This window comes from Klebsiella ornithinolytica NBRC 105727 = ATCC 31898 (assembly GCF_001598295.1).
In the GTDB taxonomy this organism is placed as follows: Bacteria; Pseudomonadota; Gammaproteobacteria; order Enterobacterales; family Enterobacteriaceae; genus Klebsiella; species Klebsiella ornithinolytica.
Window position 1 is genome coordinate 418,907 of the sequence record NZ_BCYR01000002.1, and the last position, 13,328, is coordinate 432,234.

Below are 13,328 nucleotides of genomic sequence, written 5' to 3' on the forward strand. Positions count from 1 at the left end.
TATCCTACATGTGAATTATTGGTAACTCTTATTAAAAAAGTCTTTATGACGTCGGCTCAGGCTGGCGGGCTCAAGCACATAAAAAAGAGGGTAATATAATGAATTACCGTAATATTTTTATCGCACTCGCAACAATATCCGGCGGTATTTCCGCGTCGGCACAAGCGGCCGAATCCGCCACCGTGGCATTTCTCATGCCCGACCAGGCCTCCACGCGTTATGAGCAGCATGATTTCCCCGGTTTCAAAGCGGAAATGAGCAAACTGTGCGCAGAGTGTAAGGTCATTTATCAAAACGCTAACGCCAGCGCGACGCTGCAACAGCAGCAGTTCAATTCGGTCATTGCCCAGGGAGCGAAGATTATCGTTCTCGATCCGGTTGACTCCTCCGCGGCCGCCGCCCTGGTCGAAAATGCCCAGGCTCAGGATGTTAAAGTGATCGCTTACGATCGCCCGATCCCCGACAAGCCTGCCGATTTTTACGTCTCGTTTGATAACGAAGGTATCGGCTATGCGATTTCACAATCGCTGGTTAATCATCTGCAAGAGAGCGGCGTACCAAAAGGGGCCGGCGTCCTGCAGATTAATGGCTCGCCGACCGATGCCGCCGCAGGGCTTATCCGCGATGGTATTCATCGTGGGCTGAAAGCGTCGGGTTACACCACCCTCGCGGAGTTTGATACTCCGGAATGGGCGCCGCCAAAAGCGCAGGAGTGGGCCGCCGGGCAGATCACCCGCTTCGGGGACAAAATTAAAGGCGTCGTCGCGGCCAATGACGGCACCGGCGGCGGCGCCATTGCCGCTTTTAAAGCCGCCGGCGTACAGCCGGTTCCGCCGGTCACCGGGAACGACGCGACGATTGCCGCGCTGCAGCTCATCATCGCTGGCGACCAGTACAACACCATCTCCAAACCGTCAGAAATCGTTGCCGCGGCCGCGGCGAAAGTGGCCGTAGAACTCATTCAGGGTAAGAAACCGCAGGCGAGCACCACGCTGTACAACACGCCTTCTCAGCTGTTTACCCCGGCAGTCATCACCGCCAAAAATATCAAAGCGAAAATTTTCGATAAAAAGATCCAGACCTACGCTCAGGTGTGTACCGGTGATTACACCGCAGCCTGCCAGAAATTAGGTATTGAGAAGTAATGCTGCCCCTGCGTCCGTCGTCGCCGACGGGCGTAGTTTCGCCATCATTGAGGTCTTTTTTATGTCGCAACAACAAGACATCGTCGCCAACACCAGGCAACCAATTTTAAAACTGAGTCATGTCTCCAAACACTTCGGCGCGGTCTCCGCCCTGACGGATATCGAGCTGGAGGTTCATGCCGGCGAAGTGGTCGCCCTGGTGGGCGATAACGGCGCGGGAAAATCCACGCTGGTGAAAATTCTCGCCGGCGTACACCAGCCCACGACCGGCACTATTGAGTTTGACGGTAAAGCCATCACTCTCGACAGTCCGGGCAAGGCGCTGGAGTACGGTATCGCCACGGTCTTTCAGGATTTAGCGCTGTGCGAAAATCTCGACGTCGTCGCGAACCTGTTTTTAGGCCACGAAATTTCGCCGCTGCAGCTGGACGAAGTGGCGATGGAGGTGCGGGCCTGGACGCTATTGCAGGAGCTGGCGGCCAGAATCCCGTCGGTGCGCGAGCCGATTGCCTCGCTTTCCGGCGGCCAGCGCCAGACGGTGGCGATCGCGCGTTCGCTGCTGATGAACCCCAAAATCATCATGCTTGATGAGCCCACCGCCGCTCTCGGCGTGGCCCAGACGGCGGAAGTGCTCAATTTGATTGAGCGCGTTCGCGAGCGCGGCCTCGGCGTCATTATCATCAGCCACAACATGGAAGACGTCCGTGCGGTGGCCGATCGCATCGTGGTGCTGCGGCTCGGGCGCAATAAAGGCATCTTTACCCCCGACGCCTCAAATCAGGATCTGGTGGCGGCCATTACCGGCGCAACAGAGAACGCCGTTTCACGTCGCGTCGAACGAAAATCACAGTCTAGCGCTTCCGGAGTGATTTAATTTTATGAACAGCAAGACAGCATCCCGCCCCGCTCTGGATCGCAGCGATGAGCGCGTCCAGCACAACGACGGCCTGTTCGGCGTGGTACGTGCGCAGTTCAATCGTATCAAAACCGGCGATCTGGGGACCGCGCCGGTCATCGCCGGGCTGATCGTGATCTCCCTGGTTTTCACCTGGCTCAACCCGGTCTATATCGCACCCAATAACCTGGTTAACCTGCTTTTTGACTGTGCTACCGTTGGGTTTATCTCACTGGGGATCGTCTGCGTACTGATGCTCGGCGAAATCGATCTTTCGGTGGGCTCAATGAGCGGACTCTCTTCGGCGATTGTTGGCGTGCTGTGGGTTAATGCCGGCTGGCCGGTTGCCGCAGCGATTGCCGTTGCGCTGCTGTGCGGTATCGCCGTCGGGCTGCTTTACGCTCTGCTGTATAACCGCGTCGGCATGCCAAGCTTCGTCGCGACGCTCGCCGGCCTGCTGGCCCTGCTCGGGCTGCAGCTGTATATCCTCGGGCCCAGCGGCAGCATTAACCTGCCCTACGCCTCTCCGCTGGTGCGCTTTGGCCAGCTGCTAGTGATGCCGGGCTGGTTCTCTCATCTTATGGCGCTGCTGCCCGGGCTGGCGATTCTGATATTTGGCCTCAAAACGCGTACGCGCCGCCTGGCAGCGAACCTGTCGGCAGAAGCCGTCAGCTCACTGTTGTTGCGCGCGATTCTGCTTACGGTCATCTTTGAAGCCGCCGTGTTCTATCTTAATCTCGGGCGCGGCGTACCGTGGATTTTCGGCCTGTTCGTCGCCTTCGTGATGATGCTCAACTATGCGCTCAAGCGGACTCAATGGGGGCGATCTATGTTTGCCGTCGGCGGCAACCGCGAAGCCGCACGTCGTTCAGGGATCAACGTGCGGACTATTTACGTCAGCGCTTTTGTACTCTGCAGCACGCTCGCCACCTTTGGCGGCATTCTGGCCGCTTCCCGGCTGGCCTCGGCGAGCCAGCAGGCCGGGACCGGTGACGTGAACCTGAACGCCATTGCGGCGGCGGTCATCGGCGGTACCAGTCTGTTCGGCGGGCGCGGAAGCGCCTGGTCCGCTCTGCTGGGGATCATCGTGATTCAGTCGATTTCGAATGGTTTGACGCTGTTGAATTTGCCGTCATCGCTACGCTACATCATTACCGGCTGCGTGCTGGCGATTGCGGTGATTATTGACTCGCTGGCCCGCCGTTCCCGCGTTTCGCACGGACGCGCCTGAGAAGGTTGAACGCGGTGTGCCCCGGTGAAGGCCGCGGCACACCGCAGAGAGCGTTATTTCAGGGAACTCACCAGCGCTTTGCGGCTGTCTTCAAGGGAGACGACCCGGCTACAAACGTCTTTACCAAATTTCTGGAAATCCGCTTCCTGGTTTTTCCACTCTTCCTGAATCGCGGTTTGCAGGCCGCCGAGGCTGCCGAGGATCCCCTGCAGCGGATTGCCACCGCCTTTCAGGACCGCCTTCGCGCCCATCTCGTTGATACTGTCCTGCAGAATGCCGCCCATCGCCTGATTAACCAGCTGCTGGCCGTCGGCGCGCACCTGATCGATCGCTTTGTAATGGAAAGTCAGGCCGTCGCTGCGACGTTCAATAATGCGGTTCATCTGGGTTTTCAGCTGCGCGTCAAGTTTGGTCAGACGACCATGCATACTGCTGCTGGCGCCAACCTGCTCGGTAATGATTTTATCCAGCGCCTGACGCCCTTTTTCGACTCGCGTACGCGCGCCGTCATCAATCCATGGCAGGCTGCTGCGCAAGCCGGCCTGATAATCCTGGGCCTGCTCACGCTGGGCCGCAGTCAGAGAATACTGTTTTCCGTTATAGGTCAGATTGCCGTCCGGTTTAATCACCAGATCGCCGTTCTCCCCTGTTACCTGCACCTGATGCGGGCTGAGGATCACGTCGTCACGCGGCGTGACGCTACATTGGTAGTCCGCGTGCGCGGACAGAGCGGTAACGGACAGCGCCACCGCCAGCAGCGTTTTGCGCATCATAAAACTCCCTTAAGACAAAACGGGTCGGCAATTGCCGACCCTTGTCAAACTTAGTCCCACCAGACGTCAAAAAGTTCGCTGGTGCGCACATCGGCAAGCCCGCGTTCTTCCAGCCACTTACGCACGATAGCCTGATGCTCTTCGGTACATTTCCCGATTTCCTGCAGACAGATCAGCCCTTCCCAGGAGAGGTAACCGCTGCCGTCAAACGCCAGTTTGTTCGGCTCGATCACTTCCTCAATCAGGTCATTCACGGTGCGATCGATATGCTCTTCGGTGCTCCCTTCCGGAAAACGCCATGCGACGGAAAAACCGATTTCCTGAAACTCGTCGATATGCATTTTTTTACGCAGACGACGGCTACGATTCTTTGCCATTATTTCACCCTCTCGAACATTAAGTCCCATACGCCGTGGCCAAGACGATGGCCACGCTGTTCAAATTTGGTTACCGGACGCGATTCCGGGCGCGGTACATAATCGTTGCTTTCTGACAGGTTACGATACCCTTCCAGCGATGACATCACTTCCAGCATATGCTCGGCATACGGCTCCCAGTCGGTCGCCATGTGGAAGACGCCGCCCAGTTTAAGCTTGCTTTTCACCAGCTCAGCAAAAGGCGCCTGTACGATACGGCGTTTATTATGACGCGCTTTATGCCACGGGTCAGGGAAAAACAGCTGCACCATATTGAGGGAATTATCCGGAATCATGGTGTGGAGCACCTCGACCGCATCGTGACACATCACGCGCAGGTTGTGTACACCCTCTTCTTCGGCGGAGGCCAGGCAGGCACCGACGCCCGGTGAGTGAACTTCGATACCGAGGAAATTCTGCTCAGGCTTCGCTTTCGCCATCGCCACCAGCGAAGCGCCCATGCCGAATCCGATCTCCAGCGTCGTCGGCGCGTTGCGGCCAAACAGCGCGGCAAAATCGAGCGGCGCATCGTTGAACTCAACGCCCATCACCGGCCAAATGTTATCCAGCGCATGCTGCTGCCCTTTGGTCAGGCGGCCCTGGCGGCGGACGAAGCTACGAATACGGCGCAGCGGGCGGCCGTTTTCATCGAATTCCGGAGATATGACGTCGTTTTTCATAAAAGTTAGGTCTGCTTGTGAGAGTGTGCGGAAAACGGGCATTATCCAAAGTTACCCGACGGATGCAAGGGTTTACAGCCTGTCGCCCTTATGCTGCAATCTGCCACCCTGATATCGCGATTCCGGAGCTGTAGCTTTGACTTTTCTCGCCGCGCAATTTTCAGCCCAGGTGCTGGACTGGTACGACAAATACGGGCGTAAAACCCTGCCATGGCAAATGGGTAAAACGCCTTACAAAGTATGGCTCTCCGAGGTGATGTTGCAACAAACGCAGGTCGCCACGGTTATTCCCTATTTTGAACGCTTTATGGCGCGCTTCCCGACGGTTATCGATCTGGCCGAGGCGCCGCTGGATGAAGTGCTGCATCTGTGGACCGGCCTGGGCTATTACGCCCGCGCGCGTAATTTACATAAGGCGGCGCAGCAGGTGGCGAGCCTGCACGGCGGCGAATTCCCGCAAACCTTTGACGAAGTGGCGGCGCTACCCGGCGTCGGACGCTCCACGGCCGGCGCGATTTTATCCCTCTCCCTTGGCAAGCATTACCCCATTCTCGATGGCAACGTGAAGCGCGTGCTGGCCCGCTGCTATGCGGTCAACGGCTGGCCGGGGAAAAAAGAGGTTGAGAAACGATTATGGCAGATCAGCGAAGAGGTCACCCCGGCAAAAGGGGTCGAGCGCTTTAACCAGGCGATGATGGATCTCGGGGCGATAGTCTGCACCCGTACAAAACCCAAATGCGAGATCTGTCCGTTAAGTAACGGCTGCATCGCTTACGCAAACCATTCATGGGCACAATATCCTGGCAAAAAACCGAAGCAGACCATTCCGGAACGGACGGGCTATTTCCTGCTGATGCAGCATGGCAACGAGGTGTTACTTTCCCAGCGTCCGCCGGTCGGCTTATGGGGCGGATTATTCTGTTTTCCGCAGTTTGAAGAGGAGGCCGCGCTCCGCGAATGGCTGGCTGAGCGTGGGATAAAGGATGATAATCTGACGCAGCTGACCGCGTTCCGCCACACTTTCAGCCATTTCCATCTGGATATTGTGCCGATGTGGCTTAGCATAGATTCATCTGGCGCATGCATGGATGAAGGCAGCACACTCTGGTATAACTTAGCGCAGCCGCCGTCGGTTGGACTGGCGGCTCCCGTGGAGCGCTTGTTGCAACAGTTGAAGGCCGGGGCTCTTGCATAGCTTTCTGGCGAATAAAGAGGATGACTAATGAGCAGAACGATTTTTTGTACTTTCCTGCAGCGTGAAGCGGATGGCCAGGATTTCCAGCTGTATCCGGGTGAGTTAGGCAAACGCATCTATAACGAGATTTCGAAAGAGGCGTGGGCCCAGTGGCAGCATAAGCAAACCATGTTAATCAACGAGCAAAAGCTCAACATGATGAACGTGGAGCATCGCAAGCTGCTGGAACAGGAGATGATCCAGTTCCTGTTTGAAGGGAAAGATGTGCACATTGAAGGCTACACGCCGCCTGAAAAAAAGTAAGAGTCCTCTGACTCTTAAGCACAACAAACACAACGCACACTCCCGGAATGATGAAAAAATATTTAGCGCTAGCGCTCATTGCGCCTTTGCTCGTTTCGTGTTCCAGCTCAAATAAAAAGGGCGATGGGTATAACGAAGCCTGGGTTAAGGACACCAACGGCTTCGATATTCTGATGGGTCAGTTCGCCCATAACATCGAAAATATTTGGGGTTATAACGAAGTTCTGCTCGCCGGGCCGAAAGACTACGTTAAGTACACCGATCAGTATCAGACCCGTAGCCACATCAACTTTGATGAGGGCACCATCACCGTCGAGACCATCGCCGGTACCGATCCGACCGGCCGTTTACGTCAGACCATCATTAAGACGCTACTGATGGGCGACGATCCGGGGTCAATCGACCTCTATTCCGATGCCGATGATATCCAGATCTCGAAAGAGCCGTTCCTGTACGGCCAGGTAGTGGATAACCACGGCGATCCGATTCGCTGGGAGTGGCGAGCCTCGCGCTATGCCGATTATCTGCTGCAAACGCGGCTGAAAAGCCGCAGCAACGGCCTGCGGATGATCTACAGCATCACCATTAATCTGGTGCCGAACCACCTCGACAAACGTGCGCATAAGTACATCGGGTACGTTCGCCAGTCGGCGCGGAAGTATGGCGTCGATGAGTCGCTGATTCTGGCGATTATGCAGACCGAATCCTCTTTCAACCCGTACGCCGTGAGCCATGCTGATGCGCTGGGTCTGATGCAGGTTGTGCAGCACAGCGCCGGGAAAGATGTCTTCCGGGCGCAGGGGAAATCGGGACTGCCAAGCCGCAGCTATCTGTTCGATCCGGCGAATAACATTGATACCGGCACCGCCTATCTGGCGATGCTGAATAATGTGTACCTGTCAGGTATCGATAACCCGACCTCGCGCCGCTATGCCGTGATCACCGCATATAACGGCGGTGCCGGCAGCGTATTGCGCGTCTTCTCCAGCGATAAGGTCCAGGCGGCCAATATTATCAACAGCATGACGCCGGGGGATGTCTATTCCACCCTCACCAACCGTCACCCGTCGGCGGAATCGCGCCGCTATCTTTATAAGGTGAATACGGCGCAGAAGTCCTACCGCCGGAAATAAGGTTATCTCCTCACCCGCCCCTTCCCTGACGTGAGAGGGGCGGTTTTTCCCGCTTCACCTCGCCTTTCCCATAGGAAAATGTTATTTGCATCACAATCTAATCTGCAAATTAATGGGGATTGCATTTTTTTGCGGAAGGTAACAAAACATCGCGGCGTTAACTGATAGAATTTCATCAAATTGAAACCCTGAATGTAATTATCACAACACATCCCCCGCTTACTCGTGAGGAAAATAACATGAACCTTAAGCTGCAGCTTAAAATATTGTCGTTTCTGCAGTTCTGCCTGTGGGGTAGTTGGCTGACTACACTTGGCTCCTATATGTTTGTGACGCTCAAGTTCGACGGTGCGTCTATCGGCGCCGTTTACAGCTCGCTCGGCATTGCGGCGGTTCTGATGCCAACGCTGCTGGGTATCGTGGCGGATAAGTGGATCAGCGCGAAGTGGGTTTACGCGCTGTGCCATCTGGTGGGGGCGGGTACGCTGTTTATGGCGGCCCAGGTCACCACGCCTGGGGAGATGTTCTTTGTGATTCTGCTTAACTCGCTGGCCTATATGCCAACGTTGGGCTTAATCAACACGATTTCCTACTACCGACTGAAATCCGCCGGTCTGGATATTGTGACGGATTTCCCACCGATTCGTATCTGGGGCACCATCGGCTTTATCATGGCAATGTGGGGCGTCAGCTTCGCGGGCTTCGAACTGAGCCACATGCAGCTCTACATCGGTGCGGTGCTTTCCGTTGTCCTCGCGCTGTTCACCCTGACGCTGCCGCACGTTCCGGTCTCCAATCAGCAGAAAAACCAGAGCTGGAGCAGCATGCTTGGCCTCGACGCCTTTGCCCTGTTTAAAAACAAGCGGATGGCGATTTTCTTTATTTTCTCCATGCTGTTAGGCGCAGAGCTGCAAATCACCAACATGTTCGGGAATACCTTCCTGCACAGCTTCGATAATAACCCGCTGTTCTCCGGGAGCTTTATCGTTGAGCACGCGTCGGTGATGATGTCGATTTCCCAGATCTCCGAAACCCTGTTCATTCTGACCATTCCGTTCTTCCTGAGCCGCTATGGCATCAAGAACGTGATGATTATCAGTATCTTCGCCTGGATGCTGCGCTTCGGTCTCTTCGCCTATGGCGATCCGACCCCGTTCGGCACCGTGCTGCTGGTTCTGTCGATGATTGTTTACGGCTGCGCCTTCGACTTCTTCAACATCTCCGGCTCGGTGTTTGTTGAGAAAGAGGTGAGACCTGAAATCCGCGCCAGCGCCCAGGGGATGTTCCTGATGATGACCAACGGCTTCGGCTGTATCCTCGGCGGCGTGGTGAGCGGGAAAGTGGTGGAGATGTATACCACCAACGGCATCACCGACTGGCAGCCTGTCTGGCTGATCTTTGCCGCCTACTCGCTGGTTCTGGCCATCGCCTTCATCGCGCTGTTTAAATACAAACACGTGCGTGTACCGGCCGGCGCGCAGACTACCGCCGCGCATTAACCGATTGCCTCCTCCCCCTGCTCTTCGGGGGGAGGGACATCAGCCGCACTTCGCTAAAACCCACGCCACCGACAGTAAATCCGCACTCCCACCCGGGCTTAAATGACGCCTTATCAGCGCTCTGTCCATCTCCAGTAAGCGCCGACGATCCCAGCCGTTCGCCAGCAGCGTTTGCGCATAGCTCTGCACATATCGCAGCCCGTGAATACCGCCGCGCGACACCAGATTACTGTCCGGATTCACCGCCATCAGGCGCAGGAGCAAATCATGCAGCTGGCGGCCGTTCCACAGGGGCAAGACGCGACGTACCGTCGCAAAACCACTTTCCGCCTCACCGCGTGCGCCGGTTAAACCCAGCTGCTGAAACTGACGTTCGCCTGCGGTTACTGCCGCACTGCGGCCAGCCAGCTCACGCGCCACCAGCCCCCGGCACAGAATCCTCACTTCGCTACAGAGGCTTGACGCGGTCACCTCCCGCACTCTTCCGGCGGCAAAACAGAGCAGCCCGAGAGAAAATATCCCCCCTTTATGAGTATTCACGCCGCCGGTTGCGGCATACATTGCCTGCTCGCAGGCAATGCCCATCGGGCGTAGCAGGCGCAGCTGCTCGCCTGCCGGTTGGTCTGCGTAGTCACTCCCCAGCTCGGTAAAGCGGGAGAGCCACGGCGTAATCGCAGTAATACTGCGGACAAACAGAGCGTGGTCCATATCGTGATGAGCCCCGTTGTTGAGTCGGTCCACCAGCCCCGGCTTGGGGGTCAGCTCCAGCTCCTGCCACAGGGCCTCTTCCGCCAGACGAGGGACCTCAATGGCGCAAAATTTAGTCGCGGGCAAACCAGTCATTGATAATCTTCTCCACGCCTCCCACCACCTGTCCGACCGGATGCTTGCGCGAGCGAGAGCAGACATGCGCCGGCTCATCGCACACCAGGCAGCGGCGCATGTGCAGCCCCAGCGACAGACGGCCAACGTGGCCATCCTGCGGGCAGATCACATCCAGATCCCACAGCCTACCGAGCGGATGACTCTGCTCCAGCGCCACGCAGTGGGCCTTGATCTCCGGCGCATTATGCGCCACGGACCACATCGCCTCAGGCCCCGTCGGGAGCCACAGCACCTGGCGATCCCGCACCGGCCAGCGGTTCTCCCACAGCAGCTGGTCGCACATCTGGAGCGCCACGCCCATCGTATTGCGGTAGCGGAGACTATTTTTTACCGTTCCCGGCGTCACCAGGGTCAGCGAAATAATCGGCTGTTGATAACGTCTTAGCCAGTCAGCCTGGCGCGCCGCGCGGCACTCTTTCGCCGCCAGCCACGCCTCCAGGCTGACACCCGCCTCCACGGGTGTCGCAGTGGTCATGTTGCTACTCCTTAACCTGGCGCACGGTATCAATCACCCGCCCGTCGCGGTAGCGAATGACGCCGACGATTTTGTCCGTGAATTCAATGGGTCTGGGGACCCCGCAGAGCGAGATAGCCCGCGCGTACAGCGCGTCGATATCGACGATGTTCATCCCGGCGGCAATCAGGCGCGCGCGGATCTCCGGTCGTGCCGGATTCACCGCAATGCCGTGGTCAGTGACCAGGACATCGATGCTTTCTCCCGGCGTCAGTCGCGTCGTCACCCGCTTCACTACCGTGGGAATGCGGCTACGCAGCAGCGGGGCGACGACAATAGTCAGGTTTGCCGCTGCCGCCACATCACAGTGACCGCCGGACGCCCCGCGCATGACGCCGTCGGAACCGGTAATCACGTTAACGTTGAAATCGACGTCGATTTCCAGCGCGCTGAGAATAGCCACGTCGAGCTGGTCACAGCTCGCCGCCTTGCTGCCCGGGTTGGCATAGACGTTGGTGGAGATCTCCACATGATGAGGGTTGCGCGCCAGCGAAGCGGCCGCCTGACCGTCGAAGCACTGCGTATCGAGCAGCTTTTCAATCAGTCCTTTCTCATGCAGATCCACCAGACTGCCGGTAATCCCCCCCAGCGCAAAACGGGCTTTCACGCCGCTACGCTCCATCTTCTCTTCCATAAAGCGGGTGCAGGCGGTGGCCGCCGCACCGGAGCCGGTCTGCATCGAAAAACCGTCCCTGAAGTACCCGGAGTGCTCAATCACATCTGCCGCATAGCGGGCGATCATCAGTTCACGCGGGTTACTGGTGACGCGCGCCGCGCCGACGCTGATCTTCGCCGGGTCGCCCACGCTATCCACCTGCACGATGTAATCCACCTGATCCTGCATCAGGCTCGCGGGCATATTGGGGAAAGGCACCAGTTCTTCAGTCAGCAGCACCACCCGTCGGGCAAAGTGCGCATCGACCATCGCATAGCCGAGCGAACCGCAGCAGGAGCGCCCGTGGGTGCCGTTGGCATTGCCGAACTCATCGCTGCACGGCACACCGAGAAACGCGACGTCAATGTTCAGCTCGCCATCCTGTAATAATTTCACTCGCCCGCCGTGGGAATGGATCTGCACCGGCTCATCCATCACTCCGTGGGAGATAGCCTCCGCCAGTTTCCCGCGCATCCCTGAGGTATAAATGCGACGAATCACCCCGCTCTGGATATGTTCGATAAGAGCATCGTTGCAGGTCATCAAGGAGCTGGAAGCCAACGTCAGGCCTTTAAAACCCATTTGCGCCAGCTTCGCCACCACGCTGTTAATCACCCGATCGCCTTCACGGAAGGCATGGTGAAAGGAGATAGTCATTCCGTCCTGCAGGCCGCTGCGCACCACCGCCTCCTCGAGGGATTCACACAGCTTACGGCGATGCTTTTCCTCTACGTCGGCCAGCCAGGGCGTCGCGCTGAGGGCAGAATCAAACGGTTTTAAATCCCGCAGATGGGGGAAGGTCGCATGGAGAAGTTCTGTCTGGTTCATTGTTTTATCCTTAACGGCGGACGCCGGAGGCGGCCGCGCGTTCCAGCACTCTCTGTGCGTGGTTAATAATCGGGGCGTCGACCATTTTGCCGTTGAGCGAGACCACGCCCAGGCCATTGCGTTCCCCCTCCTGCGCGGCCTCAATCACTAACTGCGCGTGTTCAACCTCCTGCCGGGTTGGCGCATACGCATTGTGCAGCAGGTCAATCTGACGCGGGTTAATCAACGATTTGCCGTTAAAGCCCATTTTGCGAATCAACTCGACTTCGCGCAGGAATCCGGCTTCGTCGTTCACGTCTGACCACACCACGTCGAAGGCATCGATGCCGGCTGCCCGCGCGGCATGCAGTACCGCACAGCGGGCGTAGAACAGTTCGGTACCGTCGCTGCGCTCGGTCTGCATATCCATCACATAATCAAAGGCCGCCAGCGCAATCCCAATCAGCCGCGGGGAACGGCGAGCAATAGCCACGGCGTTAATGACGCCAACGGCCGACTCAATCGCCGCCATGATGCGGGTGGACCCCACTTCACGCCCGCAGTCGCGCTCGATGCGCACCAGGTGGCTTTCCAGTTCGTCGATATCTTCCGGAGTATCGGTTTTCGGCAATCGGATCACGTCCACGCCAGCTCGCACGGCGGCTTCCAGATCCAGCAAGCCAAACGGCGTGCTCAGCGGGTTAATGCGCACCACGGTTTCGATATCCTGATACATCGGGTGCTGGAGCGCATGCCAGACCAGCAGGCGCGCGCTGTCTTTCTCGCGCAGCGCCACCGCGTCCTCAAGATCGAACATGATCGAATCGGGACGGTAGATAAAGGCGGTAGAGAGCATCGCTGCGTTAGCGCCCGGCAGGAATAACATGCTACGACGGAGCCTGTTCATCACAGCGTCCTCCAGTCGATATGCGGTTCATCGGCAGCGCGCAGCACCGCGCTTTGCAGGCGCGCGCGAATGACGCAATCCAGCGCGCCTTTGTCTTCGATGATAATCAACCCCTGCCGCACCGCCATCGCGTGCAGCGTTTCCTCAACCACCTGACGAATCTGCTCGCCAAACTGCTTTATCACTTCACTGTGGATGACAATCTCCAGCTCGCCGTCGGCGGGGGCGATTTTCACCATCAGGTCGCTGGACTCCTGCGTACCGGCCAGCGCCTCCCTTACAATTTTCAT

15 protein-coding genes are annotated in these 13,328 nt (G+C 57.5%); 7 read left to right on the top strand and 8 right to left on the bottom strand.

What is annotated here, in order from left to right:
* The first annotated feature begins 98 nt into the window (after positions 1-98).
* The 3 genes from ROR01S_RS05980 (at position 99) to ROR01S_RS05990 (ending at position 3,271) form a co-directional block, all read left to right on the top strand.
* On the top strand, positions 99-1,145 hold the full coding sequence (locus ROR01S_RS05980) for an ABC transporter substrate-binding protein (RefSeq protein ID WP_064359201.1): 1,047 nt from the start codon (positions 99-101) through the stop codon (positions 1,143-1,145).
* Positions 1,146-1,206: 61 nt separating this feature from the next.
* Positions 1,207-2,019 carry an ATP-binding cassette domain-containing protein gene (locus tag ROR01S_RS05985; protein ID WP_004867514.1) on the top strand — a complete coding sequence of 271 codons (813 nt, stop codon included), beginning with the start codon at positions 1,207-1,209 and terminating at the stop codon, positions 2,017-2,019.
* A gap of 4 nt (positions 2,020-2,023) precedes the next feature.
* Positions 2,024-3,271, top strand: a complete 1,248-nt coding sequence (locus ROR01S_RS05990) for a sugar ABC transporter permease (RefSeq protein ID WP_064359202.1) — start codon at positions 2,024-2,026, stop codon at positions 3,269-3,271.
* Positions 3,272-3,324: 53 nt separating this feature from the next.
* On the opposite strand, the gene ROR01S_RS05995 is transcribed toward ROR01S_RS05990, so the two are convergent.
* The 3 genes from ROR01S_RS05995 to trmB are packed head-to-tail and all read right to left on the bottom strand — an operon-like array spanning position 3,325 to position 5,140.
* Positions 3,325-4,044: a YggN family protein gene (locus ROR01S_RS05995; protein WP_015585744.1), complete on the bottom strand. Its 720-nt coding sequence runs from the start codon at positions 4,042-4,044 to the stop codon at positions 3,325-3,327.
* Between the two features lie 50 nt (positions 4,045-4,094).
* Positions 4,095-4,421 carry a YggL family protein gene (locus ROR01S_RS06000; RefSeq protein ID WP_004867521.1) on the bottom strand — a complete coding sequence of 109 codons (327 nt, stop codon included), beginning with the start codon at positions 4,419-4,421 and terminating at the stop codon, positions 4,095-4,097.
* A complete protein-coding gene (gene trmB / locus ROR01S_RS06005) occupies positions 4,421-5,140 on the bottom strand; it encodes a tRNA (guanosine(46)-N7)-methyltransferase TrmB (protein ID WP_004867525.1) in 720 nt (239 codons plus the stop codon). Before trmB ends, ROR01S_RS06000 begins: the two co-directional genes overlap by 1 nt.
* A 136-nt stretch (positions 5,141-5,276) precedes the next feature.
* Between trmB and mutY the strand changes: the two genes are divergently transcribed.
* The 4 genes from mutY to ROR01S_RS06025 all read left to right on the top strand — a co-directional run bounded on the left by mutY (position 5,277) and on the right by ROR01S_RS06025 (position 9,270).
* On the top strand, positions 5,277-6,335 hold the full coding sequence (gene mutY / locus ROR01S_RS06010; RefSeq protein WP_004867529.1) for an A/G-specific adenine glycosylase: 1,059 nt from the start codon (positions 5,277-5,279) through the stop codon (positions 6,333-6,335).
* 27 nt (positions 6,336-6,362) lie between these two features.
* Positions 6,363-6,638 (top strand): oxidative damage protection protein, encoded by a 276-nt coding sequence (locus ROR01S_RS06015; protein ID WP_004867532.1) that lies wholly within the window; start codon positions 6,363-6,365, stop codon positions 6,636-6,638.
* 50 nt (positions 6,639-6,688) lie between these two features.
* Complete coding sequence (gene mltC, locus ROR01S_RS06020) at positions 6,689-7,771, top strand: membrane-bound lytic murein transglycosylase MltC (RefSeq protein ID WP_015585742.1); 1,083 nt, start codon at positions 6,689-6,691, stop codon at positions 7,769-7,771.
* A gap of 239 nt (positions 7,772-8,010) precedes the next feature.
* Positions 8,011-9,270 carry a nucleoside permease gene (locus ROR01S_RS06025; RefSeq protein WP_004867542.1) on the top strand — a complete coding sequence of 420 codons (1,260 nt, stop codon included), beginning with the start codon at positions 8,011-8,013 and terminating at the stop codon, positions 9,268-9,270.
* A 39-nt stretch (positions 9,271-9,309) separates the two neighbouring features.
* Here the strand turns inward: ROR01S_RS06025 and citG are convergent, their stop codons facing one another.
* The 5 genes from citG to citD are packed head-to-tail and all read right to left on the bottom strand — an operon-like array spanning position 9,310 to position 13,328.
* Positions 9,310-10,113, bottom strand: coding sequence for a triphosphoribosyl-dephospho-CoA synthase CitG (gene citG, locus ROR01S_RS06030; protein ID WP_015585741.1), 804 nt, complete (start codon positions 10,111-10,113; stop codon positions 9,310-9,312).
* Positions 10,091-10,630: a citrate lyase holo-[acyl-carrier protein] synthase gene (gene citX, locus ROR01S_RS06035; protein ID WP_004867550.1), complete on the bottom strand. Its 540-nt coding sequence runs from the start codon at positions 10,628-10,630 to the stop codon at positions 10,091-10,093. The genes citG and citX overlap by 23 nt, the downstream gene beginning before the upstream one ends.
* A gap of 4 nt (positions 10,631-10,634) precedes the next feature.
* Positions 10,635-12,152 carry a citrate lyase subunit alpha gene (citF, locus tag ROR01S_RS06040; protein WP_032718241.1) on the bottom strand — a complete coding sequence of 506 codons (1,518 nt, stop codon included), beginning with the start codon at positions 12,150-12,152 and terminating at the stop codon, positions 10,635-10,637.
* Positions 12,153-12,162: 10 nt separating this feature from the next.
* On the bottom strand, positions 12,163-13,038 hold the full coding sequence (citE, locus tag ROR01S_RS06045; protein WP_004867558.1) for a citrate (pro-3S)-lyase subunit beta: 876 nt from the start codon (positions 13,036-13,038) through the stop codon (positions 12,163-12,165).
* Positions 13,038-13,328: a citrate lyase acyl carrier protein gene (gene citD / locus ROR01S_RS06050; RefSeq protein ID WP_004867561.1), complete on the bottom strand. Its 291-nt coding sequence runs from the start codon at positions 13,326-13,328 to the stop codon at positions 13,038-13,040. Before citD ends, citE begins: the two co-directional genes overlap by 1 nt.

Excerpts from the sequence above, each read along its gene's own strand:
- ROR01S_RS05980 (WP_064359201.1), top strand. The coding sequence starts at position 99 with ATGAATTACCGTAATATTTTTATCGCACTCGCAACAATATCCGGCGGT.
- ROR01S_RS05985 (WP_004867514.1), top strand. The coding sequence starts at position 1,207 with ATGTCGCAACAACAAGACATCGTCGCCAACACCAGGCAACCAATTTTA.
- ROR01S_RS05990 (WP_064359202.1), top strand. The coding sequence starts at position 2,024 with ATGAACAGCAAGACAGCATCCCGCCCCGCTCTGGATCGCAGCGATGAG.
- ROR01S_RS05995 (WP_015585744.1), bottom strand. The coding sequence starts at position 4,044 with ATGATGCGCAAAACGCTGCTGGCGGTGGCGCTGTCCGTTACCGCTCTG.
- ROR01S_RS06000 (WP_004867521.1), bottom strand. The coding sequence starts at position 4,421 with ATGGCAAAGAATCGTAGCCGTCGTCTGCGTAAAAAAATGCATATCGAC.
- trmB (WP_004867525.1), bottom strand. The coding sequence starts at position 5,140 with ATGAAAAACGACGTCATATCTCCGGAATTCGATGAAAACGGCCGCCCG.
- ROR01S_RS06015 (WP_004867532.1), top strand. The coding sequence starts at position 6,363 with ATGAGCAGAACGATTTTTTGTACTTTCCTGCAGCGTGAAGCGGATGGC.
- mltC (WP_015585742.1), top strand. The coding sequence starts at position 6,689 with ATGAAAAAATATTTAGCGCTAGCGCTCATTGCGCCTTTGCTCGTTTCG.
- ROR01S_RS06025 (WP_004867542.1), top strand. The coding sequence starts at position 8,011 with ATGAACCTTAAGCTGCAGCTTAAAATATTGTCGTTTCTGCAGTTCTGC.
- citG (WP_015585741.1), bottom strand. The coding sequence starts at position 10,113 with ATGACTGGTTTGCCCGCGACTAAATTTTGCGCCATTGAGGTCCCTCGT.
- citX (WP_004867550.1), bottom strand. The coding sequence starts at position 10,630 with ATGACCACTGCGACACCCGTGGAGGCGGGTGTCAGCCTGGAGGCGTGG.
- citF (WP_032718241.1), bottom strand. The coding sequence starts at position 12,152 with ATGAACCAGACAGAACTTCTCCATGCGACCTTCCCCCATCTGCGGGAT.
- citE (WP_004867558.1), bottom strand. The coding sequence starts at position 13,038 with ATGAACAGGCTCCGTCGTAGCATGTTATTCCTGCCGGGCGCTAACGCA.
- citD (WP_004867561.1), bottom strand. The coding sequence starts at position 13,328 with ATGAAAATTGTAAGGGAGGCGCTGGCCGGTACGCAGGAGTCCAGCGAC.